The organism is Pseudomonas sp. PS01298 (assembly GCF_029959745.1).
Taxonomy (GTDB): Bacteria; Pseudomonadota; Gammaproteobacteria; order Pseudomonadales; family Pseudomonadaceae; genus Aquipseudomonas; species Aquipseudomonas aylmerensis.
Genome location: NZ_JASCPP010000013.1, coordinates 59,693 through 86,440 on the forward strand (window position 1 = coordinate 59,693; position 26,748 = coordinate 86,440).

The window sequence follows — 26,748 nt, forward strand, 5'->3', positions numbered from 1 at the left end:
TTGCCGCAGGCAGCAGAAAAGAGGGCGTGAGCCCGGCGCCGTGCGCGTTATTTCAAGTGAGTCTCCCCCATGAAAAGCCAACCCGATGTCGCCCGTATGGCGGCCGAGGTAGTGACGCAGTTACCGGTGCCTTCGCGCCTCGGTATGCTGCGTTTCGAGCGGCTTAATGAGGCAAGCTGGGCCCTGCTCTACCTCGACCCCAACTGCGAGCGCCAATTCGGCCTGCCGGCGGTCGAGCTGTGCGCCCTGATCGGCACCCCCTACGCCAGCCTGATGGAGCCGCAGGCGCGCTATCAACTGCACGACACCATCCAGCAACAACTGACCCAGAGCCCTCACTACCTGGTGCGCTACACCCTGCACACCAGCGACGGCCCACTGAGCCTGCTGGAGATGGGCGAAGCCTACAAACAGCACAATCGCCACCTGCTGCGCGGCTACCTGATGGTGGTCGACGGCCTGTTCAGCGAAGTGCCTTCCCCCGCCCCCACGGCGGAGCTGGAGAGCCAGAACAGCCGCCTGCAGATCGCCCTGGAGCTCAATCAGCGCGCCCAGCAGGAACAACTGCAGCACCTGGAACGGGTGCGCGCCCAGCAGGAGCTGATCCTGCTGCTGGCCCGCCAGCGCTACACCACTAACAATTCGCTGCAGGAAGCCGCCGAGCTGATCACCCGCAGCGCCTGCGATATCTACCAGATCGACTGCGCCAGCATCTGGAACCTCGAAGGCCAGCGCCTGGTGCCGATTTCGGCGTACCACCGCGCGGACCAACGCCACCATATGCCCGAGGCGATCGACGCGAGCGGCTTTCCCGACTACCTCGAAGCCCTGCACACCAGCCGCGCCATCGACGCCACCAACGCCATGCGCGACCCGCGTACCCGGGAGATGGCCGAAAACCTGCGGGCCAAGGACATCTACGCGATGCTCGACGCGAGCATCCGCGTCGATGGCCAAGTGATCGGCGTGTTGTGCCTGGAACAGGGCGGCAGCCCGCGCGCGTGGCAGGCCGATGAAATTGCCTTCGCCGGTGAACTGGCCGACCAGTTCGCGCAAGTCATCAACAACCACAACCGCCGCACCGCCACCAGCGCACTGCATCTGTTCCAGCGCGCCGTGGAACAAAGCGCCAACGCCTTCCTGCTGGTCAACTGCGATGGCGTGGTGGAATACGTCAACCCGAGCTTTACGGCGATCACCCAGTACAGCGCCGAAGAGGTCCACGGCCACCGCCTGGCCCAACTGCCGGCCCTGGAAAACCTCAGCGAACTGCTGTTCGATGCGCCCTCGAGCCTGGCCAAAAGCAATAGTTGGCAGGGCGAATTCAAGAGCCGGCGCAAAAACCTCGAACCCTACTGGGGCCAGCTGTCGATCTCCAAGGTGTATGGCGATAATCGTGAGCTGACTCACTACATCGGCATCTACGAAGACATCACCCAGACCAAACTCGCGCAGCAGCGCATCGAGCGCCTGGCCTATACCGACAACCTGACCAACCTGGGTAACCGCCCGGCCTTCATCCGCAACCTCGACGAGCGCTTTGCCCGCGACAGCGACAGCCCGATCAGCCTGTTGCTGGTGGACATCGACAACTTCAAGCGGATCAACGACAGCCTCGGCCACCAGACCGGCGACAAGCTGCTGATCAGCCTGGCCCGGCGCCTGCGCAACAGCCTGAGTGCCGGCGGCAGCCTGGCGCGGTTTGCCAGTAACGAGTTTGCGGTGTTGCTCGACGACACGGACCTGGAGAGCGGGCAGCAGGTCGCCAGCCAACTGCTCGCGACCCTCGACAAGCCGATGTTCGTCGACAACCAGTTGATCAGCGTCACCGGCTCCGTGGGCCTGGCCTGCGCGCCGCTGCACGGCCGCGATCCACAGACATTGATGCGCAACGCCGGGCTCGCGCTGCACAAGGCCAAGGCCAACGGCAAACACCAGGTGCAAGTCTTTACCGAAGCGCTGAACGCCGAGGCGAGCTACAAGCTGTTCGTGGAAAACAACCTGCGCCGTGCCCTCACCCAGAACGAGCTGGACGTGTTCTACCAGCCCAAGCTGTGCCTGCGCAGTGGCCGTTTGCTGGGCATGGAAGCGCTGCTACGCTGGAACCACCCGGAAAAAGGCATGATCCGCCCCGACCAGTTCATCAGCGTGGCCGAAGAAACCGGGCTGATCATCCCTATCGGCAAATGGATCGCCCGCCAGGCCTGCCGCATGAGCCGGCAATTGAGCGCCGCCGGCATGGGCAACCTGCAGGTGGCGATCAACCTGTCGCCCAAGCAGTTCTCCGACCCGGACCTGGTGGCGTCCATCGCGACGATCCTCAAGGAAGAACAGCTGCCGGCCAACCTGCTCGAGCTGGAACTGACCGAAGGCCTGCTGCTGGAGGCCACGGAAGACACGCGCCTGCAACTGGACCAATTGAAAAGCTTCGGCCTGACCCTGGCCATGGACGACTTCGGTACCGGTTACTCGTCGCTCAGCTACTTGAAAAAATTCCCCATCGACATCATCAAGATCGATCGCAGCTTTATCCACGAAATCCCGGACAACCAGGACGACATGGAAATCACCTCGGCGGTGATCGCCATGGCCCACAACCTCAAGCTCAAGGTGGTGGCCGAAGGCGTCGAAACCTCCGAACAACTGGCCTTCCTGCGCCGGCATCGTTGCGACGTGGGCCAGGGCTACCTGTTCGACCGGCCGATCCCGGGTGCAGAGCTGCTCGAGAAGCTCAAGCGCTACCCGCGCGGGCCAATCGCCTGACAGCGCCGTAACACTCGGGCACACTGGCGGTCTGAATTCTTACCCAACTCAATCTGACTGAGAGGACTGCCCATGGTCTTGCGCTCGGAAATTCTGGTGAACAAAAACGTGCTGCCTACTCAAGAACAAGCTTTGCCTGGCCGTGAAACCCCGATGAACCTGCCACAGACGCACTTCGTCAACGGCAACCCGCTGCTGGGCCCGTTTCTGGATGATGTCGGCTTCGCGATTTTCGGCCTGGGGTGCTTCTGGGGTGCCGAGCGCCGGTTCTGGCAGCGCGATGGCGTGGTCAGCACCGTGGTCGGCTATGCCGGCGGCTTCACGCCGAATCCGACCTATGAAGAAGTCTGCTCGGGCCTGACCGGCCACAGCGAAGTGGTGCTGGTGGTATATGACCAAGCCAAGGTCAAGTATGAAGACCTGCTGAAGATGTTCTGGGAATTGCACAACCCGACCCAGGGCATGCGCCAGGGCAATGACATCGGCAGCCAGTACCGCTCGGTAATCTATGCGACCACGCCCGAGCAATTGGCCGCGGCGCAGGCCAGCGCACAGGCGTATCAGCAAGAACTGAGCAAGGCCGGCCTGGGTGCGATCACCACGCAAATCGAAGAAGCACCGACGGTGTACTTCGCCGAGGCGTACCACCAGCAGTACCTGGCGAAGAATCCGCAGGGCTACTGCGGGATTGGCGGCACGGGCGTGACTTGTCCGATCTGAAGGTCGGAGCTGCAAGCTACAAGCTACAAGCTACAAGCTACAAGCTACAAGCTGAAAGTGGTGTTCGCTGTTGTCACTTGCAGCTTGAAGCTTGCGGCTTGCAGCTTATAACTATTCAGCTATGAGCCAATCCATCTGCCAGCCACCCTGGGTCTGGCCAAGCTTCTTGGACAGCCACGGCAACAGCTCACGCAATTCCTCTTCCAGGCCCCATGGCGGGTTGGCGATCGCCAGGCCCGAACCGGTCAGGGTGTTTGGCGTGTCCAGCGGATGCACCAGCAATTCCACCCGCAGCAACTTCGGCGCACCGGTGCCGGCCAGGTCCTGGTAGAAACGGCGCAACATGCGCTGATCCTTCACCGGGTACCAGATCGCTGCCACGGTTTGGCGCATCCGGCCTATCGCTTCCTTGAGGGAGGCGGCGCAGCGTTGCATTTCATCGAGTTGCTCGAACGGCGGGTCGATGAGCATCAGCGCACGCTTTTCCGGCACCGGCAGCAGTGCGCGAGGCACATGCCAACCTTCGCCGAGGTGCACCTTGACCCGGCGATCACCCTTCATGTTGTCCTTGAGCAGCACGCCATCTTCGGGGTGCTTTTCGTTGAGCAACACGCGGTCCTGCGGCCGGGTCAGACGTCGTGCCAGCTCCGGTGAGCCCGGGTAGTAGCGCAACTGACCGTCCGGGTTCATCTCATGCAACACGCGCATGTAGTCGGCGGTCAGCGGCGGCAGGTCGCTCGCGCCCCACAGGCGGGCGATGCCTTCCAGGTATTCACCGGTGCGGTTGGCCTGGTCGCCCTGCAGGTCGTACAGACCAATGCCGGCGTGGGTATCGAGGTAGGCGAACGGCTGCTCCTTGCGCGACATCAGGGCGATGAGGCGGGTCAAGGTCAGGTGTTTGAAGACATCGGCGTGGTTGCCGGCGTGAAAGGCGTGACGATAATTCATGGTTGCTCCTGCGCAGGGGGCGAAGTTTACCTTCTACACGGGCAAAGGTGCAGGGCTGCGTGTCGGGCGGTGCTTATGTCGCAAACGCAGGCATACCCCCGAAAACAATCTAATGCCGCCGGTGGGCGCGGGCTTGCCCGCGACGCAAGTGACGCGGTATTACCCGTAGTGCGCGGTGATGCCATCGCAGGCAACCAGCCCCCAGCGTTCTCGACGGGGGCATCCAGGAATCCAAGGAGGTCAATAACCATCATGAAAGACGCCACCCTTGCACTGCACCACGGTTTCAAGTCGGACCCGACCACCAAGGCCGTCGCCGTGCCGATCTACCAGAACGTCGCCTTCGAATTCGATAACGCCCAACACGGCGCCGACCTGTTCAACCTGGATGTGCCCGGCAATATCTACACACGGATCATGAACCCCACCAACGATGTGCTGGAACAACGCATGGCGGCCCTCGAAGGCGGGATCGCCGCCCTCGCCGTCTCGGCTGGCAGCGCTGCAATCCACTATGCGATTCAGACCTTGACCCGCGCCGGTGACAATATCGTCACCACCCCGCAGCTGTATGGCGGCACCTACACCCTGTTCGCCCACCTGCTGCCCAGCTTCGGCGTGGACGTGCGCTTCGCCCGCAACGACTCCGCCGAGGCCATTGCCGAACTGATCGACGACAACACCAAGCTGGTCTACTGCGAAAGCATCGGCAACCCGGCAGGCAATATCATCGACATCGAAGCCCTGGCCGACGTCGCTCATGCCCGTGGCGTCCCGCTGATGGTCGACAACACCGTAGCCACGCCGATCCTGTGCAAGCCGATCCAGTTCGGCGCCGACATCGTGGTGCACTCGGTGACCAAATACGTGGGTGGCCACGGCAACTCCCTGGGCGGCGTGATCGTCGACAGCGGGACGTTCCCGTGGACGAAATACGCGGATAAATTTCCCGGCCTCAACCAGCCCGAGCCGGCCTATCACGGCGTGGTCTACACCGAGAAATTCGGCCCTGCCGCTTTTATCGCCCGCGCCCGTACCGTGCCCTTGCGCAACACCGGCGCCGCCCTTGCGCCGATGAATGCGTTCCTGCTGCTCCAAGGCCTGGAAACCCTGGCCCTGCGCATGGAGCGCCACACCGAGAACGCGCTGAAAATTGCGCAGTTCCTGCAAGACCATGCCGACGTGGAGTGGGTCAGCTACGCAGGCCTGCCGGATCACCCGCACCATGCGCTGGCGCAGAAATACATGCAGGGCAAACCGTCGGCGATCCTGTCCTTCGGCTTGAAGGGCGGTTATGAGGCCGGCGTGCGCTTCTACGATGCGCTGCAGATCTTCAAGCGCCTGGTGAACATCGGCGACGCCAAATCCCTGGCCTGCCACCCAGCCTCCACCACCCATCGGCAAATGAACGAGCAGGAACAGGCCAAGGCCGGCGTGAAGCCGGAGATGATCCGCCTGTCAGTCGGTATCGAGGCGATCGAAGACCTGGTCGAGGACCTGCAACAGGCACTCGACTCAACCCGACTCTGAAACCAGGTAGTCGGCCAGCGCCTCGTGGCTGATTTGCGCACGGCGCACACAATAGGTGACCTTGTGCCGCAGGGTCGCCGGCGTAAACGCCGTGTACACGTCCGGGCGCTGCTCTTCGAGCCATTGCAGCAGGTTGTCGACCAGAATGTGCGGCGGTTGCGCTGCCAGATGCTCCAATACTGGCGCAGGCACCCGCCACCAGGGGCAGGGGTTGGCCTCGGTCACGGGCCCCAGTACCACCGCCAGCGGTTGACCATTGATCAGATACCGCTGGAACACCGGTAGCACCTTCCCCGCCTCGTCGCCCAATGCCTGCAAGATCGGGTGAAACTGAGCCCCATCCCAAAAGCGCAAAAACACCTCCTGGTTATCGGGCAGGTACACCTTGGTCAGGCCTTGCAGGTGCGCAAGCACGGTCTCCAGCGGGCTGGACGATATCGCCAACCACCCCCAATCCGTGGCGGCGCTGGCAGCAATCCAATCGAGGAAAGCGCTACCCGGCTCGACAATGCCCACATAAGGCATGACCTCATCCCAGTCGGCGTAGGCGGTGCCGGCCCACACGGGGTGCGGCAGATTCCCCGCCGCCATGGCTTGCCAGGCAGCATACGGCTTGGCCTCGCTGGCACTGCCCAACACCGCGAAAAGCCGCTCATGGGCAAGCAAAGGGTATTCGGCCAACCAGGCGCCTGGCGTCAAATGTGGAGGCATCAGGCTGGACTCCTTGCCAGGGGGGATTGACCGGCCAGATCGCACTGGCCGTTCTTGCATCGCTCGCACTCCTCGCAAAAGGGTGCGCTGCGTTTCAGGCTGGCTATCTGCACACGACTTAATGGCGCGGCAATCACTGCGAGCAATGTCTCCTTCACACCCGGCAGCAACGGTGCGGCCGCCGCAGCGGGAGCACCGCCCAGTTGAATCGGCACGCTGCTGAATATTCCGCCCGAGGACAGCGTGATCGATTGCCCGCCCGCCTGAATCGTCACACTCGCACCGGCATCGATGACCACACTCTGCCCCGCGCCGATCTGAATGGTTCGTCCGGCCCGCATCTGCTGCGAGCCGCCGACCACCAGGTGATCGTCCTGCTTGAGCTCAGTCAGCCGATTGCCATGGGTGATGCGTTGTTCTTCGCCCTGCAGTTCATGATGCGATTCACCACCCACCCTCACCCGCCGCCGGTTATCCACCTGCACCTGCTGATCATGCAGCACATGTTGGGTCCAATCCCGCTGGGCACGCAGGTAGATTTCCTCGGCGCCCTTGCGATCCTCAATGCGCAACTCGTTATAGCCGCCCCCACCGGGGCTGCTTTGGCTGCGGAAAATGCTGCGGGTCTTTTCCGCGGGCAGGTCGAGGGGCAACGTCGTCGCCGCGTTGGGCACGCACCCCATCACCAGCGGCATGTCCATGTCGCCATTGACGAAACCCACCAGCACCTCCATGCCGACCCTGGGGATCAGCACCGAGCCATAGCGGTCATGCGCCCAGCCACTGGCGACCCGCAGCCAGCAACTGGAATGCTCGTCATGTTCACCGCCGCGATCCCAGGCCAGTTGCACCTTGACCCGCCCGTACTCGTCGCAATGGATCTCACTGTCGGCGGGGCCGGTGACCACGGCACTCTGATAACCCGAAATAACCGGGCGCGGCTGCTCAGGCAATGGCGGGCGAAAGATCACCTCCCACGGCGCGGCGACAAATTCATTGCGATAACCCTGGCGAAACGCTGCGCCAGACACCGCTGTAACAGCCTCTTCCAACACCTGCGGTTGCTTGCCTGCATGCGTGACCTCGCGCACCAGCCACACATCATTCCAAGCCGCGCGCGGGTGCCCGCTCAGCGTGAGGAACCGACCACTGGCCAGCGCCGGTACATCACCGCTGCCATGGGCCAGCTGGTAATCACTGCGATGACGCTCCAGCCCACGCTGCGCCAGGTATTTGCCATGGGCACGGTCGTTGAAATGGCCGGGGAAACCCTGCTGCTCAAGCGTGGGAAGCTGCTCACCGGCGGCCGCACTCTCCAGGGCGAGGCGCGGTTTTTGAAAGTCATAATCGCGTAGATTGACCGACGTGGTACGCGTGGCCAAGCGCACGGCAAACCGCTTGATTGCCGGCGCCTCAGCCACCATTCCGGAGCCGGGCGCATACGGCGTGGACTGTTCAGCCTGGGCAAACACCGTCTGGTCATCGCCAAAGACCAGCAAATGCGCTTCGGGCGAATGCTGGAAGTGATAGTGAATCCCCACCTCCGCACATAGCCGCTGAATGAACGCCTGATCGGTCTCGCCGAACTGCACGCAATACTCGCGCGGTGGGTAAGTACCACTCAGGCTGAACTGGAATTGGTCGCTCTGGATGCCCTGCCCCACCAATACCCGCGCCACAATCTGCGGCACCGTCTGCTGCTGGAAGATCCGCTGGTGGCTGCTGTGCTGCAGGTACGCCAGCTGCGGCACCAGGCTGAGCTGATAGCGCGTGAGGCGTCGCCCGGAATCGCCCTGCGCCACGCGGTAGACCAGGCCATGCACCCCGCGTCCCTGGGCATCGAAGCCAAGGTACACCTGGCGATGCAGCAAGCTTTCCAGGTCCAGGTCAGGCTGCTCGCTGACCAGCTCAAGGTCAAAACAATAGGGCTGGCTGATGGCTTCGGTGCCGTGAAACTCGAACACCTTGAGTTCACTCGGCACCCCATCCAGGGTCAGCGTAAAGGCACTTTGATTGGCAGGAGCGAACATCCGGTGTTTCTCTGCGAGGGGTAGGCGGCAGATTCTGCACCACTGCTCCACGCTAAAGAGCATGCTCACTGCAAATCAGTAAAACCCTACATAGGTGCGTCAGAATCTTCTTTGGCTCGTCTGAAATCACACGCAAAAAAAGGCCCGCCATCCGTAGGATGCGGGCCTTTTCTTTAACTCATCAGGCGCTCCGCGCCCGGCGAATTACTTGTTGAGGTTGTAGTCTTTTTCCGCAGCATCAAAACGCTCGATCATGCCGGCGGTCGGTGCGCCCAGCTTGCTGACGAAGTAGATCGCCAGGCTGGCGAAGATGAAGCCTGGGATGATTTCGTACAGGCCGAGTAATTCGAAGTGCTTCCACACGATTACGGTGATCGCGCCGACCAGGATCCCGGCCAGTGCGCCGTTGCGGGTCATGCCTTTCCAGATCACCGAGATCAGTACCACAGGACCGAACGCGGCACCGAAGCCGGCCCAGGCATAGCTCACCAGGCCCAGCACACGGTTGTTCGGGTTGGCAGCCATGGCGATAGCGATCAGCGCCACTACCAGCACCATGGCGCGGCCGACCCACACCAGCTCGACCTGGGAAGCATTTTTGCGCAGGAAGGTCTTGTAGAAGTCTTCGGTCAGCGCGCTCGAACATACCAGCAGCTGGCAGCTCAAGGTGCTCATGACCGCTGCCAGGATGGCCGACAGCAACACGCCCGCAATCCATGGGTTGAACAGCAGCTTGGCCAGCTCAATGAACACACGTTCGTGGTTCTCGTTGACCGGGCCGGCCACTTCCGGGTGCGCCGAGAAGTAGGCGATACCGAAGAAGCCCACCGCCACGGTGCCGCCCAGGCACAGGATCATCCAGGTCATGGAGATGCGACGCGCATTGGCAATCGACTTCACCGAGTCCGCTGCCATGAAACGCGCGAGGATGTGCGGCTGGCCGAAGTAACCCAAGCCCCAGCCCATCAGCGAGATAATGCCGATGAAAGTGGTGTTCTTCAGCATGTTGAAGTTGTCGGGGTTCTTGGCTTCGATCGCCAGGAAGGTGGTGTCGACGCCACCGGTGGCCAGCAGCACGATGATCGGCGTGAGGATCAGCGCGAAAATCATCAGCGTGGCTTGTACGGTGTCGGTCCAGCTCACCGCCAGGAAACCACCCACAAAGGTGTAGGCAATCGTCGCAGCCGCGCCGGCCCACAGCGCAGTCTCGTAGGACATGCCGAAGGTGCTTTCGAACAGGCGGGCGCCGGCCACGATGCCGGAAGCGCAATAGATAGTGAAGAACACCAGGATCACCACCGCAGAGATGATCCGCAGCAGGCCGCTTTTATCTTCGAAACGGCTGGAGAAGTAGTCCGGCAGGGTCAGGGCGTCGCCGTTGTGCTCGGTCTGTACCCGCAGGCGACCGGCCACGAACAGCCAGTTGAGGTAGGCACCGACGATCAGGCCGATGGCGATCCAGCTTTCCGATAGGCCGGACATGTAGATCGCGCCCGGCAAGCCCATCAACAGCCAGCCGCTCATATCCGAAGCACCGGCCGACAGGGCGGTGACCACGCTGCCGAGGCTGCGACCGCCGAGGATGTAGTCGGAAAGGTTGTTGGTGGAGCGATAGGCCATGAAGCCGATCAGCACCATTGCTGCGATGTAGATCACAAACGTGATCAGGGTGGGATTACTAACGCTCATATGAGTGACGCCCTGGCTTTGTTTTTATGTAGCAGCGGTCTCGCGGACGGCTACCCCATTGCTAGTTGGGGAGACGAACCGGCGTGCCGCGCATTTATGACTGACGTTTCCCCAGGAAAGCCGTCAGCCGATGAACCGAACCGTGAAGGTGGTTGCACCTTGGGCGCGAATGCTATTCAACAAAGCAAATAAGGTGCAACCAGTTTCTTGAGAATAAGTTGCACCTAGGTGTGTATTGCGGCAATCAGCGCGTTTTTGCTCCTTTTCGGAGCAAGAACAGCCGATCTCAGAAGCAAATGCACCAACACACAGCGAATTCCGTCGAGGGCCAGATTTTTTCCCGATCACGATCGAAAAAATCATGAAGAAAATGGGTTGCACCCGGTTGCACCTCTGCAGGCGCAAAGCTAATCTTGCCGCCAGCTGATGCCACTCGGTAGTGGCACCCATGAGGATAAAAAAATGGCTACGACCACCCTTGGGGTCAAACTCGACGACCCGACCCGCGAACGCCTGAAGGCCGCCGCGACCTCGATTGATCGCACGCCGCACTGGCTGATCAAGCAGGCGATTTTCAATTACCTGGAGAAACTCGAGGGTGGTGCAACCCTGACCGAGCTGAATGGCTTGAGCAGCAAGGACGCAGATGACGCCGGCGAAGTCCAGGCCGACCACGCCCACCAGTGCTTCCTGGAGTTTGCCGAGAGCATCCTGCCGCAATCCGTGCTGCGCGCCTCGATCACCGCCGCATACCGTCGCCCTGAGCCGGAAGTAGTGCCGATGCTGATCGAGCAGGCCCGCCTGCCGCAGCCCATGGCCGAAGCCACCAACAAGCTGGCCGCCTCGATTGCCGAAAAACTACGTAATCAGAAGAGTGCCGGCGGCCGTGCCGGTATTGTTCAGGGCCTGCTGCAGGAATTTTCCCTGTCGTCCCAGGAAGGTGTCGCACTGATGTGCCTGGCCGAAGCGCTGCTGCGCATCCCGGACAAGGGCACCCGCGACGCGCTGATCCGCGACAAGATCAGCACCGGCAACTGGCAGCCGCACCTGGGCAATAGCCCGTCGCTGTTCGTCAACGCCGCCACTTGGGGCCTGTTGCTGACCGGCAAACTGGTCGCCACGCATAACGAAGCAGGCTTGACCTCGTCCCTGAGCCGCATCATCGGCAAGAGCGGCGAGCCGATGATCCGCAAGGGCGTCGACATGGCCATGCGCCTGATGGGCGAGCAGTTCGTCACCGGCGAAACCATCGCCGAAGCCCTGGCCAACGCGAGCAAGTTCGAAGCCAAGGGCTTCCGCTATTCCTACGACATGCTCGGGGAAGCCGCCCTGACCGAACACGATGCCCAGAAATACCTGGCCTCGTACGAACAAGCCATCCACTCGATCGGCAAAGCCTCTCACGGTCGTGGGATTTATGAAGGCCCAGGCATCTCCATCAAGCTGTCGGCCTTGCACCCGCGTTACAGCCGTGCGCAATACGAGCGCGTGATGGACGAGCTGTACCCGCGCCTGCTGTCCCTGACCCTGCTGGCCAAGCAATACGACATCGGCCTGAACATCGACGCCGAAGAAGCCGACCGCCTGGAGCTGTCGCTGGATCTGCTCGAACGCCTGTGCTTCGAACCACAGCTGACCGGCTGGAACGGCATCGGCTTTGTGATCCAGGCCTACCAGAAGCGTTGCCCGTATGTGATCGACTACGTTATCGACCTGGCCCGCCGCAGCCGCCATCGCCTGATGATCCGCCTGGTGAAAGGCGCGTACTGGGACAGCGAAATCAAGCGCGCCCAGGTTGAAGGCCTGGAAGGCTATCCGGTCTACACCCGCAAGGTGTACACCGACGTTTCCTACATCGCCTGTGCACGCAAACTGCTGTCGGTGCCGGAAGTCATCTACCCGCAGTTCGCCACGCATAACGCGCACACCTTGTCGGCTATCTACCATATCGCTGGTCAGAACTATTACCCCGGCCAGTACGAGTTCCAGTGCCTGCACGGCATGGGTGAGCCACTGTACGAGCAAGTTGTAGGCAAGGTCTCCGACGGCAAGCTGAATCGTCCGTGCCGCGTGTACGCACCGGTCGGCACCCACGAAACGCTGCTGGCGTACCTGGTGCGTCGCCTGCTGGAAAACGGCGCCAACACCTCGTTCGTCAACCGCATTGCCGACCAGTCCATCTCGATCCAGGAGCTGGTGGCCGATCCAGTGGCCAGCATCGAGCAGATGGCGACGCTGGAAGGCGGCTTCGGCCTGCCGCACCCGCGCATCCCACTGCCCCGCGACCTGTATGGCAGCGACCGCGCCAACTCGGCCGGCATCGACCTGGCCAACGAACACCGTCTGGCGTCGCTGTCCTGCGCGTTGCTTGCCACCGCGCACAACCACTGGAAGGCCGCCCCGATGCTCGGTTGCGCCTCCAGCGACCAGCCTGCTGCACCGGTGCTGAACCCGTCCGACCTGCGTGATGTGGTCGGTCACGTCCAGGAAGCCACCGTCGAAGACGTCGACAACGCCATCCAGTGCGCCATCAATGCCGGCCCGATCTGGCAGGCCACCCCGCCCGCCGAGCGCGCCGCGATCCTGGAACGTGCCGCCGACCTGATGGAAGGCGAGATCCAGCCACTGATGGGCCTGCTGGCTCGCGAAGCCGGCAAGACCTTCGCCAACGCCATCGCCGAAGTGCGCGAAGCCGTGGACTTCCTGCGCTACTACGCGGTGCAGGCACGCAACGATTTCACCAACGACGCCCACCGCCCACTGGGTCCGGTGGTCTGCATCAGCCCGTGGAACTTCCCGCTGGCAATCTTCAGTGGTCAGGTCGCTGCCGCACTGGCTGCCGGCAACCCGGTACTGGCCAAGCCTGCCGAGCAAACGCCGCTGGTGGCGGCCCAAGCCGTGCGCATCCTGCTTGAAGCCGGTATTCCGGAAGGCGTGCTGCAACTGCTGCCGGGCCAGGGCGAAAGCGTCGGTGCGCGCCTGGTCGGCGATGAACGCGTCAAAGGTGTGATGTTCACTGGTTCCACCGAGGTCGCGCGCCTGCTGCAACGCAATGTCGCCGGCCGCCTGGATGCCCAGGGCCGTCCGATCCCGCTGATCGCCGAAACCGGCGGGCAGAACGCGATGATCGTCGATTCTTCGGCGCTGACCGAGCAAGTGGTCATCGACGTAGTGTCCTCGGCCTTCGACAGTGCCGGCCAGCGTTGCTCGGCCCTGCGTGTCCTGTGCCTGCAGGAAGATTCGGCAGACCGCGTGATCGAAATGCTCAAGGGCGCCATGGCTGAATGCCGCCTGGGTAACCCGGAGCGCCTGTCCGTAGACATCGGCCCGGTGATCGACGCCGAAGCCAAGGCCGGCATCGAGAAACACATCCAGGCCATGCGCGACAAAGGCCGCAACGTGTACCAGGTAGCCATTGCCGACGGCGAAGAGATCAAGCGTGGCACCTTCGTGATGCCGACCCTGATCGAGCTGGAAAGCTTCGACGAACTGCAACGCGAGATCTTCGGCCCGGTGCTGCACGTGGTGCGCTACAAGCGCAAAGAGATCGACCAGCTCATCGCGCAGATCAATGCGTCCGGCTATGGCCTGACCCTGGGCGTGCACACCCGTATCGACGAGACCATCGCCAAGGTGATCGACAACGTCAATGCCGGTAACGTCTACGTCAACCGCAACATTGTCGGTGCCGTGGTCGGCGTGCAGCCGTTCGGCGGCGAAGGCCTGTCGGGGACCGGCCCGAAAGCCGGTGGTCCGTTGTACCTGTACCGCCTGCTGTCGACCCGTCCTACCGATGCCATCGAACAATCCTTCGTGCGTGGCGACGCACTGGCTGCACCGGATGTCCGTTTGCGCGACGCCATGAGCCAACCGCTGACAGCCCTGAAAGCCTGGGCTGACAGCAATCAGTTCAGCGACCTGAGCGCCCTGTGCAGCCAGTTCGCCGCGCAGTCGCAAAGCGGTATCACCCGTCAACTGGCTGGCCCGACTGGCGAGCGCAACAGCTACGCCATCCTGCCCCGCGAGCACGTGCTGTGCCTGGCGGACGTAGAAGGCGACCTGCTGACTCAACTGGCGGCGGTGCTGGCCGTTGGCGGTTCTGCGGTATGGCCGGAAACCGACCTGACCAAGGCCTTGTTCCCACGCCTGCCGAAGGAGATTCAGGCGAAGATCAAGCGCGTGGCCGACTGGACCAAGGATGACGTGGTGTTCGACGCCGTCCTGCACCACGGTGATTCCGATCAACTGCGCGCGGTGTGCCAGCAAGTGGCCCAGCGTGGCGGGGCGATTGTCGGGGTGCATGGTTTGTCGCAAGGCGAGACCGCGATTGCGCTGGAACGCCTGGTGATTGAGCGGGCGTTGAGCGTTAACACCGCTGCAGCAGGCGGTAACGCCAGCCTGATGACCATCGGCTAAACCTTCTAAGCTGCAAGCTGCAAGCTACAAGCTACAAGCTACAAGCTACAAGCAGCTTGAGGCTTGTAGCTTGCGGCTTGAAGCTTGCGACTTGTAGCTGAAGCTTGTGTCCTCCCATCACCCCCATCTATGTTCCTTCCCCCTTTTTATCAGCGCTTCTAGACTGCGGCATACTTTTCAAAGGTAAGCCGCCATGTCCGAGACGCTGCTCAGTTCCCGCAATCTGGCTTTCGAGCTGTATGAAGTCCTCGATGCCGAGGGCCTGACGCAGCGCGAGCGGTTTGCCGAGCACAATCGCGAAACCTTCGATGCAGCCATCAGCACGGCGCGCAGCATTGCCGAGAAGTACTTCGCACCGCACAACCGCAAGAACGACGAAAACGAACCGCGCTATGAAGACGGCAAGGCCATCCTGATTCCGGAAGTGAAGCCGGCGGTGGATGCGTTCCTCGAAGCCGGCTTCCTCAACGCGGCGCGCAGTTTCGAAGCGGGCGGCATGCAACTGCCTACCCTGCTGTCGCAGGCCTGTTTCGCGCACTTCCAATCGGCCAACGCCGCGTCCACGTCGTATCCGTTCCTGACCATGGGCGCCGCCAACCTGATTGAAAGCTTCGGCACCGAGGAGCAGAAACAACGCTTCCTGCAGCCGATGATCGAGGGCCGCTTCTTCGGCACCATGGCCCTCACCGAGCCACATGCCGGTTCATCCCTGTCGGATATTCGTACACGCGCAGAACCAGCGGCTGACGGTAGCTATCGACTCAAAGGCAATAAGATCTTCATCTCCGGCGGCGATCATCCGCTGTCGGAAAACATCGTGCATATGGTGCTGGCCAAGCTGCCGGACGCGCCGCCTGGGGTGAAGGGCATTTCGCTGTTTATCGTGCCCAAGTTCCTGGTCAACGACGACGGCAGCCTGGGGGAACGCAACGACGTGTTGCTGGCGGGGCTGTTCCACAAGATGGGCTGGCGCGGCACCACGTCCACGGCGCTGAATTTCGGCGATAACGGCAACTGTGTCGGCTATCTGGTGGGCAAGCCGCATCAGGGCCTGAGCTGCATGTTCCAGATGATGAACGAGGCGCGCATCGGCGTGGGCATGGGCGCGGTGATGCTCGGTTATGCCGGCTACCTCTACTCCCTGGAGTACGCCCGTGAACGCCCGCAAGGTCGCCTGCCGGACAGCAAGGATCCCACCACTGCGCCGGTCTCGATCATTCAGCACGCGGACATAAAACGCATGCTGCTGACCCAGAAATCCTACGTTGAAGGCGCCTTCGATCTGGGCCTCTACGCCGCGCGGCTGTTCGACGACACCACCACCCTGGAAACCGAAGCCGAGCGCAAGCACGCCCACGAACTGCTGGACTTGCTGACCCCGATCGTCAAATCCTGGCCCTCGGAGTTCTGCCTCAAGGCCAACGAGTTGGCTATCCAGATTCTCGGCGGCCACGGCTACACCCGTGAATACCCGGTAGAACAGTACTACCGCGATAACCGCCTGAACCCGATCCATGAAGGCACCCATGGCATCCAATCCCTGGATTTGCTCGGGCGCAAGCTCGCACAGAACGGCGGGGCGGGCTTAAAGCAACTCATCAGACTGATCGCCGAAACCGGTGCGCGTGCGCAGCAATACCCAAGCCTCACACCACTCAGGGAACCGCTGGAGCACTTGGTGAGCCGCCTGCAAAGCGTGACCATCGGCCTGCTGACGGATCTCGCCCACGGCAAGGTCAACAGCAGCCTGGCGAATTCGGCGCTGTACTTGAAGGTATTCGGGCATACGGTGATTGGCTGGCGCTGGCTGGAACAGGCGATTCGCGCCGAGGAAGGCTTGGCCAGGGGCAATGCGGCGGATGTGGCCTTCTACAAAGGCAAGCTCCAGGCCGCTCGGTACTTCCTGACCTGGGAAGTACCAAGCTGCCATCATGAGCTGGCGATTCTCGAAGCACGTGATGACACGTGCCTCGGCATGCAGGATGAGTGGTTCTGACCCCTAAGGTTGTCCGATCACCTTGGAAATCACATCGACCGTGGCGCTGACTTGCTCTTGGTAACGGTCGAGTTCCTGCTGGTGAGCCTGCTGCATTTCGATCTGCTCGGCGCACAGGTTAAGCGCCGCCAGCACCAGTAGCTTGTCACCGATCAGGGTCGGGTACTTTTTCTTGGTGGTGGCCAGGGACGCCTTGAGCATGGTCACGGCGTGCATCAGGGTTTTGTCCTCCCCTGCCGGTGCCTTGATCGAGTAATCCTCTCCGAGAATCGAAACGACCTTTATCCCTTCATTCATGCGCTGACAGGCCCTGCGCTCACGCGCTCAACCAACGCCTGGATACGCGCGGCGGTGGCGCCATGCTTTTCTTCCTGTTCCATCAGGTTCAATTGCAGGCTGTCGTTCTCATCCTTGGCGCGAGCCAGTTCGGCCTTGAGGGATTCGTTGCTGCCCAGTAGATCCTGATTCTGCTGTACCAGGTCGCTGACCAGTTGTTCCAGTTGGCTGAGGGATGCTTCTAACATTTTGATTTCTCGGGCTTTTTCAAAGGGCGGTGACGATAAAGAAAATTCACCTCGGATGCCAGGGTTATCCCCGGCGCGCAGCCCGTTTTTTAAGGGCCGGGCCACGCTTTCGAGCCTTAGTGACTGCATTTCCCCCATCTGGTTCCTGAATCAGCGCAACCCCTCGTCAGGTGCGACAAAAACGCACAGCGCCCTTTAGACTTTAGTCGTACGTCCGATAGAGAGGGACACCCCGTCTCATGACCGCACGGATCGCGCTTCTCCCCAGGATTTCCGCATGTCGCTTCGTAATATGAATATTGCTCCGAGGGCCTTCCTCGGCTTCGCGCTGATTGGTGCCCTGATGTTGTTTCTCGGTGTGTTCGCCCTGAACCAGATGAGCAAAATCCGTGGCGCCACCGAAGACATCACGCTGTCCAGCGTGCCGAGCATTCGCGCACTGGATGAGTTCACCCAACTCACTTTGCGCCTGCGGGTCCTGTCCTATCGCTTGCTGACCAACCGCGAGCCGGAGGTGCAGCAGAAAACCCTCGAGGCTTTCGAGCTGCGCAACCAGCAGATCCGCACGGCCCAGGCGGTCTACGAGAAGCTGATCGAGAGCAGCGAGGAGCGTTCGACCTACGACGAATACGTGCGCCTGCTCGGCCAGTACCATCAGATCGAAGAGCGCATGAAAAGCCTGTCGCGCGCCAATCAGGTCGACGAGTTGCGCAGCCTGCTCAACACCGAACTGCTGAGCAACTCCGAGCAGGTCAACGCGGTGCTCACGCGCCTGCTGGACCTCAATAACAAGATGGCCCTGGCCACCAACCAGCAAGCCGAAGACCAGTACGACCTGGCCTTTGACCTGGTGGTGGGCCTGCTGGTGATCGCCACGGCGCTGACCCTGCTGTTCGCCTGGCTGCTGACCCGCAGCATCACCTTGCCGATTTCCCAGGCATTGGGCGCCGCTGAAGAAATCGCCGAAGGCAACCTGACGCGGCCGATCAAGATTGACGGCAACGACGAAGCCGGGCGCCTTTTGGCGGCCATGGCCAAGATGCAGGACAAACTGCGCGACACCCTGCAGCGTATCGCCGGCTCCGCCACCCAGCTGGCATCGGCGGCTGAAGAGCTGAACGCCGTCACCGACGAAAGCGCCCGCGGCCTGACCCAGCAAAACAACGAAATCGAACAGGCCGCCACGGCCGTCAACGAGATGACCAGCGCCGTCGAAGAAGTCGCGCGCAATGCGGTGAGCACCTCCGAAGCCTCGCGCAATGCCACCACTTCCGCCGGCGACGGGCGTGACCTGGTACAGGAAACCGTCAGCGCGATCGAGCGCATGAGCGGCGACGTGCAAGCCACCGCTACCTTGATCGGCGACCTGGCCAATGAGTCCCGGGATATCGGCAAGGTGCTGGACGTGATTCGCGGCCTGGCCGACCAGACCAACCTGCTGGCCCTCAACGCCGCCATTGAAGCCGCGCGTGCCGGGGAAGCCGGCCGTGGCTTTGCCGTGGTTGCCGATGAAGTGCGCGCCCTGGCCCACCGTACCCAGCAGTCCACCAGCGAGATCGAGCGGATGATCGGCAGCATCCAGGCCGGCACCGAGCACGCGGTGGACTCGATGCGCAACAGCACCGAACGTGCGGAATCGACACTCAACATCGCCAAGGGCGCGGGGATGTCGCTGGACACCATCAACACCGCCATCGTGGAAATCAACGAGCGCAACCTGGTGATCGCCAGCGCGGCGGAAGAGCAGGCGCAAGTGGCGCGGGAAGTGGACCGTAACCTGGTGAACATCCGTGATTTGTCGGTGCAATCCGCCACCGGCGCCAGCCAGACAAGTGCGGCGAGCAGTGAGCTGTCGCGCCTGGCGGTGGATTTGAATGGGATGGTGGGGCGGTTCAGGCTCTGAACCAAAGCCCTCCTGGCAGCGCTGATCCCTTGTGGGAGCTGGCTTGCCTGCGATGCAGGCACCTCGGTGAATCAGGCTCACCGAGGCGATGCTATCGCAGGCAAGCCAGCTCCCACATTTGATCTTCATCGCGCCACAAAAGCTTTTTGACAGCGCAGCAATTCAACAGGTTAGAATCGCTGGCACGCAGACTGCATGGTCAGTTTGCGCCCCGTCTTGTTTACTCATGGAGTACTGCCTTTGAATGCGACGACCATCAACAGCCTGTTCTTGATCGGCGCGTTGCTGGTGGGTGCAAGCATTCTGGTGAGTTCTCTTTCGTCCCGCCTGGGCATCCCGATCCTGGTGATCATCCTGGCCGTGGGCATGGTCGCCGGCGTCGATGGCGGCGGCATCATTTTCGATAACTACCCGACCGCCTACCTGGTGGGCAACCTCGCGCTGGCCGTGATCCTGCTGGACGGCGGCCTGCGCACGCGGGTCGCAAGTTTTCGCGTGGCGTTGTGGCCGGCGTTGTCGCTGGCCACGGTCGGGGTGTTGATCACCACCGGCCTCACCGGCATGGCCGCGGCCTGGCTGTTTGACCTCAATATCATCCAGGGCCTGTTGATCGGCGCCATCGTCGGTTCCACGGACGCCGCGGCAGTGTTCTCGCTGCTGGGCGGCAAGGGCCTGAACGAGCGGGTCACCGCCAGCCTGGAAATCGAGTCCGGCAGCAACGACCCGATGGCGGTGTTCCTCACCGTCACCCTGATCGACATGCTCGCCAGCGGCCAGACCGGCCTGCACTGGAGCCTGCTGACGCACCTGGTGCGCGAGTTCGGCATCGGCGGCATCGTCGGCCTGGGCGGCGGCTGGCTGATGCTGCAGATGGTCAACCGCATCAACCTGGCCACGGGCTTGTACCCGATCCTGGTGATCGCCGGCGGCCTGGTGGTGTTCGCCCTGACCAACGCCCTGCACGGCAGCGGCTTCCTCGCCGTGTACCTGTGCGGCCTGGTGATCGGCAACCGCCCGGTGCGCAGCCGTCATGGCATTTTGCATATGCTCGACGGCATGGCCTGGCTCGCGCAGATCGGCATGTTTTTGGTGCTGGGCCTGCTGGTCACGCCCCACGACTTGCTGCCGATCGCGCTGCCGGCATTGGGCCTGGCGCTGTGGATGATCCTGTTCGCGCGGCCGCTGTCGGTGATGGTCGGCCTGCTGCCGTTCAAGGCGTTCCATGGCCGCGAAAAAGCCTTCATCGCCTGGGTTGGCCTGCGTGGCGCGGTACCGATCATCCTGGCGGTGTTCCCGCTGATGGCCGGCCTGCCGCATGCGCAGCTGTACTTCAACCTTGCCTTCTTTATCGTGCTGGTGTCATTGCTGGTGCAGGGCACCAGCCTGCCATGGGTGGCCAAGCTGCTGAAAGTGACGGTACCGCCGGACCCTGCGCCCATCTCGCGCGCAGCCCTGGAAGTGCACGTCACCAGCGAGTGGGAGCTGTTCGTCTACCGCCTGGGCGCGGAAAAATGGTGCATCGGCGCAGCCCTGCGCGAGCTGAAAATGCCCGAAGGCACGCGGATCGCCGCGCTGTTCCGTGGCCAGCAACTGCTCCATCCGTCGGGTAGTACGGTGCTGGAAGTCGACGACCTGCTCTGTGTGATCGGCCACGAACACAACCTGCCAGCCCTGGGCAAACTGTTCAGCCAGGCACCGCAACGCGGCCTGGACCTGCGCTTCTTCGGCGACTTCGTGCTTGAAGGCGACGCCCAGCTGGGCGCGGTTTCCGCCCTGTACGGCCTCAAGCTCGAAGGCATCGACCCGGACATGCCCCTCAGCCGCTTCATCACCCAGAAAGTCGGCGGCGCGCCGGTGGTGGGCGACCAGGTGGAATGGAACAACACCATCTGGACCGTCGCGGTCATGGACGGGAACAAGATCGGCAAAGTCGGCGTCAGATTCCCCGAAGGAAGTCGCCCGGGTCCCGGACTCTTCCTCTAAACTGCGGGGCGACAACGCCCCGATTCTTCACCTTGCTCGACCGGTCTCTATGCCAATCCTGCGCACTTTTCTCGCCACTGCCCTGCTGGGCCTGACCCTTTGTGTCGGCAGCGTACACGCCGCCGATCCGCCCAGCGCCGACGCCATCCAGCAATCCCTGGACAAGCTGCCCGACCGCAAGCTGCCCGACGCCGACATGAAGGCGTTGCAGTCGATCCTGCAGCAGACCCTGAATTACCTGGGCAACAAGCAGGATTACGAGCAGCGCCTCATCGACCTCAAGCGCCAGCTGGAGGACGCCCCGCGCCAGACCACCGACAACCAGCGTGAGCTGACCCGGCTCAAGGCCACCAAGGTCATCCCGGTCGCCCAGCGCTACGCCAGCCTGCCGGTGCCACAGCTGGAACAACTGCTGGTGCAGCGCACCACCCAGCAAGGTGACCTGCAAAAAGAACTGGCCGACGCCAACAGCCTGACCATTGCCGCCCAGACCCGCCCCGAGCGCGCCCAGACCGAAATCAGCAACAGCCAGACGCGCATCCAGCAGATCAATGCGATCCTCAAGGCCGGCAAGGACAATGGCAAAACCATCAGCGGCGACCAGCGCAACCAACTGAACGCCGAACTCGCCGCCCTGAATGCGCTGATCCCTTTGCGTCGCCAGGAACTGGCCGGCAACAGCCAACTGCAAGACCTGGGCAATAGCCAGCACGACCTGGTGGTGGAGAAAACCGCGCGCCTGGAGCAGGAAATCCAGGACCTGCAAACCCTGATCAACCAGAAACGCCTGGCCCAGTCCCAGCAGACGGTAACCCAGCAGTCCATCGAGGCGCAGAAGGCCGGCGGCAGCAGCCTGCTGGCCACCGAGAGCGCGGCCAACCTGAAACTGTCCGACTACCTGCTCAAAAGCACCGACCGCCTCAACGACCTGACCCAGAAAAACCTGCAGACCAAGCAGCAACTGGACACCGTGACCCAGAGCGATTCGGCGCTGGACGAGCAGATCAACGTGCTCAAGGGCAGCCTGCTGCTCTCCAAGATTCTCTACAAACAAAAGCAGGCATTGCCGCGCCTGACGGTGGACCGCGACCTGGCCGATGACATCGCCAACATTCGCCTGTACCAGTTCGAGGTCAACCAGCAGCGCGAGCTGATCAGTTCCCCGAGCACCTACGTCGACAACCTGCTGGCCAACCAGCCACCGGAAGACGTCACGCCACAATTGCGTCGCACCCTGCTGGAGCTGGCGATCACCCGCAGCGACCTGCTGGAGCGCCTGAGCCGTGAGCTGAGCGCGCTGCTGAACGAATCCATCACCCTGCAACTGAACCAGAAACAATTGCTCAGCACCGCCACCACCCTGCGCGCGACGCTGGATGAGCAAATGTTCTGGATCCCCAGCAACAAGCCGCTGGACACCGAGTGGCTGGAAACCGTGCCGGCGCACCTGAGCAAGCAAGTCACCACCCTGCCCTGGGCTTCCAGCGTCAGCGAGTTGTACGACGGCCTGACCCAGCGTCCGCTGCTGTTCCTGCCGCTGCTGTTGTTGATCGGCGCGCTGTTGTGGCGCCGCAAAGCCCTGTACCAGCGCCTGAACAAGGTCCACCTGGACATCGGTCACTTCAAGCGCGACAGCCAGTGGCACACGCCGCAGGCCATCCTGATCAATATCCTGCTGGCGATGCCGGTAGCCCTGGGCCTGGCGCTGTGCGGGTATGCGCTGCAGATTGACGCCCGTGGGCAAAACGCCAACCTCGGCGCAGCCTTGCTGCAGATCGCCCAGGCGTGGCTGGTGTTCTACACCGCCTACCGCATCCTCGCGCCGGGTGGCGTGGCCGAGCTGCACTTCCGTTGGGAGAAACCCCAGGTCGAATTCCTCCAGGGCTGGGTGCGCAAGCTCGGGCTGGTGGTGCTGGCCCTGGTGGCGGTGGTGGCAATTGCCGAGCATCAACCGGCGGCATTGGCCGACGACGTGCTGGGCATCGGCGTGGTGCTGCTGTGCTACGCACTGATGGCCTGGCTGCTGGGGCGCCTGTTGCTGAACAGCCCGACGCATGAAAAAGCCTCGCTGTTTCGCAAAGCCGTGGGCCTGCTATTCACCGCCCTGCCCATCGCGCTGTTTATCGCGGTGCTGTTCGGCTACTACTACACCGCGCTCAAACTCAGCGACCGGCTGATCAACACCCTGTACCTGTTGATGTTCTGGTTGGTGATCGAAGCCACGTTCGTACGCGGCCTGGGTGTCGCCGCGCGGAGACTGGCTTACGCACGCGCCCTGGCCAAACGCCAGGCCGCCAAGGAAGCCGGCGACGGCGAGGCGGTGATCGAAGAGCCGACGCTGGACATCGAGCAGGTCAACGAACAATCCATGCGCCTGATCCGCATGGCCTTGCTCGGCGGCTTTATCGCGGCGCTGTATTGGGTCTGGAAAGACCTGATCACCGTGTTCTCCTACCTCGACAACGTCACGCTCTACGAATACACCAGCGGCACCGGCGCCAATATCAGCATGGTGCCGATCAGCATCGGCGACCTGCTGGGGGCGTCGATCATTGTCGGCATCACCTTCGCCCTGGCGCGCAACCTGCCCGGCTTGCTGGAAGTGCTGGTGCTGTCCAAGCTGGACCTGGCCCAGGGCAGCGCGTACGCGACCACCACCTTGCTGTCCTATGTGATTGCCGGCGTCGGCTTTGTCTCGACCCTGTCGACCCTCGGCGTGAGCTGGGACAAGTTGCAATGGCTGGTCGCGGCGCTGTCGGTGGGATTGGGCTTCGGGATGCAGGAAATCTTCGCCAACTTCATCTCCGGCATCATGATCCTGTTCGAACGCCCGGTGCGGATCGGCGACACCATCACCATCGGCAACCTGTCGGGCACGGTGAGCAAGATCCGCATCCGCGCCACCACCATCACCGATTTCGACCGCAAGGACATCATTGTCCCGAACAAGACCTTCATCACCGGGCAACTGATCAACTGGTCACTGACCGACACCATCACCCGCGTCACCCTCAAGCTTGGCGTGGACTACGGCTCTGACCTGGACCGCGTGAAGGAACTGCTGCTCAAGGCCGCCCGCGAGAACCCGCGAGTGCTCAAGGAGCCGGAGCCACACGTGTACTTCCTCAACTTCGGCGAAAGCACCCTCGACCACGAACTGCGCATGCACGTGCGCGACCTGGGCGACCGCAACCCGGTGATCGACGAAGTGAACCGCTTCATTAACCGCGAGTTCAAGAAAGAGCACATCAACATTTCGTTCCGCCAGATGGAGGTCTACCTGAAGAACCTCCACGGCCAGGAATACAAACTGGTCGAAGTCGACACCCCGGCCAAACCCGCCAACGACGGCGGCGTGCAAGAACCGCCGCCGGGTAAACTCGACTAAACGCCCTATCCCCAGCAGAATGCTCGGACATTCTGCTGGAGATGGCCGGTGAAAGCCCTCGACGAACTGACCTTCGACAACCGCTTCGCACGCCTGGGCGACGCGTTCTCAACCCACGTCCTGCCTGAACCCCTCGATGCGCCGCGCCTTGTGGTGGCGAGCGATGCCGCCATGGCCTTGCTCGACCTCGACCCGGCCGTGGCTGAAACGCCGGTGTTCGCCGAGCTGTTTGGCGGCCACAAGCTGTGGGCCGAGGCGGAACCGCGGGCGATGGTCTATTCCGGGCATCAGTTCGGTGGCTACACGCCACAATTGGGCGATGGCCGGGGGCTGCTGCTGGGCGAGGTGTACAACCAGGCCGGCGAGCACTGGGACCTGCACCTCAAGGGCGCCGGCATGACGCCGTACTCGCGCATGGGCGATGGGCGCGCGGTGCTGCGTTCGTCGATTCGGGAGTTCCTGGCCTCAGAAGCGCTGCACGCGCTGGGCATTCCCAGCAGCCGGGCCCTCTGCGTGATCGGCTCCGATACCCCGGTGTGGCGTGAGAAACAGGAGCGCGGCGCAATGGTGCTGCGCCTGGCCCACAGCCATATCCGCTTCGGCCATTTCGAATATTTCTACTACACCAAAAAGCCCGAGCAGCAGGCGCAATTGGCCGAGCACGTGCTCAACCTGCACTACCCCGAGTGCCGCGAGCAGCCCGAGCCATACCTGGCGATGTTCCGCGAGATCGTCGAGCGCAATGCCGAAATGATCGCCAAATGGCAGGCCTACGGCTTCTGCCACGGCGTGATGAACACCGACAACATGTCGATCCTCGGCATCACCTTCGACTTCGGGCCGTTTGCATTTCTCGACGACTTTGACGCGCACTTCATCTGCAACCACTCGGACCATGAAGGGCGCTATTCCTTCAGCAACCAGGTGCCGATCGGCCAATGGAACCTCAGCGCCCTGGCGCAGGCGCTGACGCCGTTCATCAGCGTCGATGCCTTGAAGGAAGCGCTGGGCCTGTACCTGCCGCTGTATCAGGCCCACTACCTGGACCTGATGCGCCGCCGCCTGGGGCTGACCACCGCCGAGGACGATGATCAGGCGCTGGTCGAGCGCTTATTGAAGCTGATGCAGAACAGCGGTGTGGATTACACCCTGTTCTTCCGTCGCCTGGGCGATGAACCAGCGGCACTGGCCGTGACCCGCTTGCGTGATGATTTTGTCGACCTGGCCGGTTTCGACGCCTGGGCCGAACGCTACACAGCCCGCGTTGCAAGGGACGGGGAATACACTGAAGAACAGCGACGCGCGCGCATGCATGCGGTCAACCCGCTGTACATCCTGCGCAACTACCTCGCACAAAACGCCATCACCGCCGCCGAGTCCGGCGACTACAGCGAAGTGCGGCGGCTGCACGAGGTGCTTTCCAAGCCGTTCGAGGAGCAAGCGGGTATGGAACAATACGCGCAGCGCCCGCCGGATTGGGGCAAGCATTTGGAAATCAGTTGTTCGTCGTAGGCGCTACTATTGTAGTGAGCGGGCGTGTCCCGCTCACTACAACCTTGATAACTATCTGCCCCGGCTCCACATAGAACCTATTGGTCATTCCAGGAGCCCACCATGTCCGAACCTCTCGTAATCCCGTGCCCCCATTGCAACGGCCTCAACCGCATCCCCGGCGAACGCCTGGGCGATGCGCCAAAATGCGGGCGCTGCAAGCAGCCGGTTTTGCTGAACACGCCGTTCGAGCTGAAACAAGGTGACTACGCCAGCCAGATCAAAGGTGATTTGCCGTTGCTGGTGGATGTCTGGGCTGAATGGTGCGGGCCGTGCAAGTCATTTGCGCCGGTGTTTGAGCAGGCGGCTGGGCAGCTGGAAGGCAAGTGCCGATTGGCGAAGCTGGACAGCGAGGCCAATCAGCAACTGTCAGCGCAGTTGGGGATTCGGTCGATCCCGAGTTTGATTCTGTTCAAGAACGGCCGCGAGGTGGCGCGCCAGAGCGGGGCGTTTCCGTTGCAGCAGTTGATGGCGTGGTTACGCAGCCAGGGCGTATAACTCCCCCCTGAGAACAACACCTATCAAATGTGGGAGCGGGCTTGCTCGCGAATGCGCAGTGTCAGTCGATGCATAGGCTGAATGACACACCGCATTCG

General features: G+C 62.2%; 17 protein-coding genes. 10 read left to right on the forward strand and 7 right to left on the reverse strand.

The annotated features are described in order from the left end of the window. Positions 1-69 precede the first annotated feature (69 nt). Both QMX97_RS08020 and msrA read left to right on the forward strand, forming a co-directional pair. Entirely contained in the window at positions 70-2,763 is a 2,694-nt protein-coding gene (locus tag QMX97_RS08020) for a GGDEF and EAL domain-containing protein (protein WP_065900016.1), read from the forward strand. Between the two features lie 72 nt (positions 2,764-2,835). Next, on the forward strand, positions 2,836-3,483 hold the full coding sequence (gene msrA, locus QMX97_RS08025) for a peptide-methionine (S)-S-oxide reductase MsrA (RefSeq protein ID WP_201143405.1): 648 nt from the start codon (positions 2,836-2,838) through the stop codon (positions 3,481-3,483). 111 nt (positions 3,484-3,594) lie between these two features. Here msrA and rlmJ read toward each other — a convergent pair whose 3' ends face one another. Then, positions 3,595-4,431, reverse strand: coding sequence for a 23S rRNA (adenine(2030)-N(6))-methyltransferase RlmJ (gene rlmJ, locus QMX97_RS08030; protein ID WP_065900013.1), 837 nt, complete (start codon positions 4,429-4,431; stop codon positions 3,595-3,597). A 252-nt stretch (positions 4,432-4,683) separates the two neighbouring features. Here rlmJ and QMX97_RS08035 point away from each other — a divergent pair, with 252 nt between their 5' ends. Next, positions 4,684-5,961, forward strand: coding sequence for an O-acetylhomoserine aminocarboxypropyltransferase/cysteine synthase family protein (locus QMX97_RS08035; RefSeq protein ID WP_065900012.1), 1,278 nt, complete (start codon positions 4,684-4,686; stop codon positions 5,959-5,961). On the opposite strand, the gene QMX97_RS08040 is transcribed toward QMX97_RS08035, so the two are convergent. The 4 genes from QMX97_RS08040 to QMX97_RS08055 form a co-directional block, all read right to left on the reverse strand. Next, a complete protein-coding gene (locus QMX97_RS08040) occupies positions 5,947-6,672 on the reverse strand; it encodes a DUF4123 domain-containing protein (protein ID WP_282396679.1) in 726 nt (241 codons plus the stop codon). The two genes, QMX97_RS08035 and QMX97_RS08040, sit on opposite strands and share 15 nt — an antisense overlap. After that, on the reverse strand, positions 6,672-8,702 hold the full coding sequence (locus QMX97_RS08045) for a type VI secretion system tip protein VgrG (protein WP_282396680.1): 2,031 nt from the start codon (positions 8,700-8,702) through the stop codon (positions 6,672-6,674). The genes QMX97_RS08040 and QMX97_RS08045 overlap by 1 nt, the downstream gene beginning before the upstream one ends. Before the next feature lie 204 nt (positions 8,703-8,906). Continuing rightward, positions 8,907-10,391, reverse strand: a complete 1,485-nt coding sequence (putP, locus tag QMX97_RS08050) for a sodium/proline symporter PutP (RefSeq protein WP_065900004.1) — start codon at positions 10,389-10,391, stop codon at positions 8,907-8,909. A gap of 123 nt (positions 10,392-10,514) precedes the next feature. After that, positions 10,515-10,772 (reverse strand): hypothetical protein, encoded by a 258-nt coding sequence (locus QMX97_RS08055; protein ID WP_141697260.1) that lies wholly within the window; start codon positions 10,770-10,772, stop codon positions 10,515-10,517. An 81-nt stretch (positions 10,773-10,853) separates the two neighbouring features. Here QMX97_RS08055 and putA point away from each other — a divergent pair, with 81 nt between their 5' ends. Further along, a complete protein-coding gene (gene putA, locus QMX97_RS08060; protein WP_282396681.1) occupies positions 10,854-14,807 on the forward strand; it encodes a trifunctional transcriptional regulator/proline dehydrogenase/L-glutamate gamma-semialdehyde dehydrogenase in 3,954 nt (1,317 codons plus the stop codon). Between the two features lie 193 nt (positions 14,808-15,000). Beyond that, on the forward strand, positions 15,001-16,803 hold the full coding sequence (locus QMX97_RS08065; protein WP_282396682.1) for an acyl-CoA dehydrogenase: 1,803 nt from the start codon (positions 15,001-15,003) through the stop codon (positions 16,801-16,803). A 3-nt stretch (positions 16,804-16,806) separates the two neighbouring features. Here QMX97_RS08065 and QMX97_RS08070 read toward each other — a convergent pair whose 3' ends face one another. Both QMX97_RS08070 and QMX97_RS08075 read right to left on the reverse strand, forming a co-directional pair. Then, a complete protein-coding gene (locus QMX97_RS08070; protein ID WP_065899998.1) occupies positions 16,807-17,100 on the reverse strand; it encodes a cell division protein ZapA in 294 nt (97 codons plus the stop codon). After that, positions 17,097-17,327, reverse strand: a complete 231-nt coding sequence (locus QMX97_RS08075) for a hypothetical protein (protein WP_012721849.1) — start codon at positions 17,325-17,327, stop codon at positions 17,097-17,099. Before QMX97_RS08075 ends, QMX97_RS08070 begins: the two co-directional genes overlap by 4 nt. Before the next feature lie 277 nt (positions 17,328-17,604). Between QMX97_RS08075 and QMX97_RS08080 the strand changes: the two genes are divergently transcribed. The 5 genes from QMX97_RS08080 (at position 17,605) to trxC (ending at position 26,650) form a co-directional block, all read left to right on the forward strand. Further along, on the forward strand, positions 17,605-19,230 hold the full coding sequence (locus QMX97_RS08080) for a methyl-accepting chemotaxis protein (protein ID WP_106805356.1): 1,626 nt from the start codon (positions 17,605-17,607) through the stop codon (positions 19,228-19,230). A gap of 240 nt (positions 19,231-19,470) precedes the next feature. After that, positions 19,471-21,213, forward strand: coding sequence for a potassium/proton antiporter (locus QMX97_RS08085; protein WP_065899995.1), 1,743 nt, complete (start codon positions 19,471-19,473; stop codon positions 21,211-21,213). Between the two features lie 49 nt (positions 21,214-21,262). Then, positions 21,263-24,601, forward strand: coding sequence for a mechanosensitive channel MscK (gene mscK / locus QMX97_RS08090; RefSeq protein WP_282396683.1), 3,339 nt, complete (start codon positions 21,263-21,265; stop codon positions 24,599-24,601). Positions 24,602-24,649: 48 nt separating this feature from the next. Continuing rightward, complete coding sequence (selO, locus tag QMX97_RS08095) at positions 24,650-26,113, forward strand: protein adenylyltransferase SelO (RefSeq protein WP_065899992.1); 1,464 nt, start codon at positions 24,650-24,652, stop codon at positions 26,111-26,113. Positions 26,114-26,215: 102 nt separating this feature from the next. After that, positions 26,216-26,650, forward strand: a complete 435-nt coding sequence (trxC, locus tag QMX97_RS08100) for a thioredoxin TrxC (protein WP_282396684.1) — start codon at positions 26,216-26,218, stop codon at positions 26,648-26,650. Positions 26,651-26,748: the final 98 nt, after the last annotated feature.